Below are 1,724 nucleotides of genomic sequence, written 5' to 3'. Positions count from 1 at the left end.
GGTCAATTGAAAAAGTAAATTCCGGTTTGCAAAAGTAAATTCCACAGTTTTTGCAAAGCAAGAGAAATCTATATTTTTCGTGTTTTTTGATGAGTTTTATTTGCGCTAAATATTAACAGTGATGTAATTATATGGCTGTCAAATAGAAAAAAATAATAGCTTTTAAACCTGTTTTAGGGTATAATGTACTAAGAGTGAAATTTAACTTACTTTTTTGCAAGAGTAAATTCCACCCTAGCAAAAGTATTTTTTAGTTAATGGGTGGTGCCTCTTTTTGTTTAAAATTTATTTTTTAAGGAGGGATGGGCGCAGTATAATATTATCGCTTGGAATGAGTTCTGCGCCCATTTTTCTTAACAGATCCTCCCCATATAGAGATGCGAAGACTTCATATGGCGTTTTATCGCCTAAATTAGGCCTTCTATAGGAGTTAATGTGGTTCATCACGAGGTTAATATCTTCCTGGGTAAGGTGGTCAATTGAAGTACCTTTAGGGATAATACGTCTGATTAATAAATGATTATTCTCAGCTGCGCCTCTTTGATGAGGAGCTTGTGGGTCACAATAAAAAATATATGTTCTTCGATTACCTTGTAAATCGTATTCAATGGCAGAAGGATTAGAAAATTCACCGCCATTGTCCGCAAGAAGAACCTGGAAGAGTCTGCAGAAATCATTAGTACCCAATTTCAAATAAAGCCAGTTGAAAATGTCAATAACAGACTGAGATGTATTAGAGTTTCTGATAAATGCAAGCATAAACTGCGGTATTGTAAAATGTAGGGTAAGCAACACTTTACCGCCTTTTTTTCCTTCAAGTGTGTCCATTTCAACAACAATAAGGCCGGGATTTTCCTGCATGAATTTAAGAAAATCTTGATAAGTACGGCCTATTCTGCATTTTTTGTCTACTTTAAATTCGTTTTTTGCCCTTTTACGTTTCCCCATCCGTACAACACGAGGCATATCAATATTTCTCGCTGTAAAAAGTCCCGCATTGACATAATTGTAAAGAGTGCGCTCATTAATCATAAGCTCATCCATGTGGTTTACACATATGTGATGAAGGGATTGTCCATTCTTGATAAGAGGACTAATAAGTGCGTCCAGCCTCGAGGCTTCTTCTTCGGTAAGCTGTACACCTTTACGTGATTCAGAGCGTACATCTTCGTATTCTTTTTGCGCACGTGCGGCAGAATAAATTCTTTTTTCCAAAGTACATGAATTTTTGTCCTGACATCCGTTGCAAACATAGGGGGATTTTAAAAGTCTTTGACATACTTCCTTTTGATAGAAGGAACAAAGGGTTGAGCAATAGTATTTCTGGCAAAAACTACAATAGCGTTTACACGTTTGATTGCCACAAAGATGGCATACGGTACAGTCTTTCCGAAATAAGCAGTCATTGAAGTTTCTTCCGTAACAACCAGACTTTCTGAACTGAATGTGATTTTTTACTTCCTTAGCGATTGTAGTAGGGTCTTTGCCAAGTTCACGAGCAATTCCTTTGAAAGTTTCTCTTTCCTTTAACTTATGTTCAATAATTATCCTTTCCTCCAAAGTTAAATGTTTGTTCTTATTCATAAGTACCTCCCCAAGAGGCACCACCCAAAGTTATAATAACTTTTTGAAAAACTTAATTCCACTATACTTTTTATATGCTTTTGCAAAACTAAATTCCGCTCTTTGCCTTCAAGGGGTGGAATTTACTTTTTCAAATGAGG

Annotated in this window: 1 protein-coding gene; it reads right to left on the bottom strand. The window is 36.1% G+C overall.

Annotation, left to right across the window (positions count from 1 at the left end; translation table 11 throughout):
- Window positions 1-285 precede the first annotated feature (285 nt).
- Window positions 286-1,584: an IS30 family transposase gene (locus tag F3H12_RS13020; RefSeq protein WP_149679742.1), complete on the bottom strand. Its 1,299-nt coding sequence runs from the start codon at window positions 1,582-1,584 to the stop codon at window positions 286-288.
- Between the last annotated feature and the right edge of the window lie 140 nt (window positions 1,585-1,724).

Origin of the sequence: Thermoclostridium caenicola, from assembly GCF_900142095.1 — a bacterium.
GTDB classification, from domain to species: domain Bacteria; phylum Bacillota; class Clostridia; order DSM-8532; family DSM-8532; genus Thermoclostridium_A; species Thermoclostridium_A caenicola.
The sequence above is the reverse complement of the archived record's forward strand: the minus strand, read 5'-3'. Positions and strand labels throughout refer to the sequence as shown.